Source organism: Streptomyces sp. NPDC058646 (assembly GCF_042716875.1).
In the GTDB taxonomy this organism is placed as follows: domain Bacteria; phylum Actinomycetota; class Actinomycetes; order Streptomycetales; family Streptomycetaceae; genus Streptomyces.
Map to the genome: position 1 here is coordinate 1 of NZ_JBHXRK010000090.1, position 1178 is coordinate 1178.

General features: G+C 66.8%; 2 protein-coding genes. Both read left to right on the forward strand.

Annotated features, from left to right (window positions below):
- Window positions 1-75: 75 nt before the first annotated feature.
- Window positions 76-615, forward strand: a complete 540-nt coding sequence (locus tag ACFWUZ_RS36340) for a winged helix-turn-helix domain-containing protein (RefSeq protein ID WP_384382409.1) — start codon at window positions 76-78, stop codon at window positions 613-615.
- The gene (locus ACFWUZ_RS36345) at window positions 525-1139 is read left to right on the forward strand and encodes a transposase (protein ID WP_384382411.1); all 615 of its coding nucleotides are present in this window, start codon (window positions 525-527) and stop codon (window positions 1137-1139) included. The genes ACFWUZ_RS36340 and ACFWUZ_RS36345 overlap by 91 nt, the downstream gene beginning before the upstream one ends.
- Window positions 1140-1178 lie beyond the last annotated feature (39 nt).

Sequence of the window (1178 nt, forward strand, 5' to 3'; positions counted from 1 at the left end):
CGCTATTGAACTTGATTGGGTGATGTCGGAGCTGTTCGCCTGACAGCTTCCGGACCGTTCCGGTAGCTGTGGGTTGTGAGGTACGCGCAGGGCGGCGGTTTGACCGACGTCGAGAGGGCCGCGCGGGAGCGGATTCGGCTGCAGGCCGTGGAACGCTTCGTGGGCGGGGAGAAGAACCGGGAGATCGCGGCCGCGTTGCGGGTGAGCGAGCGGTCGGTGGAGCGATGGCGTCGGCAGTGGCGTGAGGGCGGCCAGGCCGGGGTCCACTCGAAGGGCTCTCCGGGAAGGCCGAGGCTGAGCGAGAGACAAATGTTCAGGCTTGAGCGGGAGTTGGAGCGGGGTCCGCTGGTTCACGGCTGGGGGGATCAGCGGTGGACGCTGGCCCGGGTGAAGACGCTGATCGGCCGGCTGTTCCACGTCACTTACACGGTGGAGGGGACCTGGCGGCTGCTGAAGCGTCACGGCTGGTCGTGGCAGCAGCCGGCCCGCCGGGCGATCGAACGCGACGATGAGGCCGTTGAGCTGTGGAAGAAGGAGGTCTGGCCGCGGGTAAAAGCGTCGCGGCGGCTCGCGGAGCCTGGATCGTCTTCGAGGACGAGGCCGGGCAGTCGCTGAGACCGCCGCGCGCCAGGACCTGGGGCCGGATAGGCCGGACCCCCGTGGTCCGCGTCCGCAGCCGGGGTTCCGGCCGGGTCTCGATGGCCGGGATGACCTGCTACAAGAACGGCGAGCGGTCCCGGATGTTCTACAGCTTCCATGTCTACCGGGGCCGCAAAGGCGACCCCAAGGGCTTCACCTGGCGTGACTACCGTGACCTGATCGTCCGCGCGCACATCCAGCTCGGCGGGCCCATCGTGCTCGTCTGGGACAACCTTCGCGCTCACCTGATGCCGCAGATGAGGGCGTTCATCGAAGCCAACGCGGACTGGCTGACCGTCTTCCAGTTCCCCTCCTACGCACCCGACCTCAACCCCCAGGAAGGCATCTGGTCGCTGGTCAAACGGACCATCGGGAACCTTGCCGCCGCCAGCCTCGACCAGCTGGCAACAGCTGTGAAGCGAAGCCTCAAGAAGATCCAGTACCGGCCACACCTCGTCGACGGATGCCTCGCCGGAACCGGCCTGCCCATGGACGACTGACCACGATCAGACCGACATCACGCATTCAAGTTCAGTAGT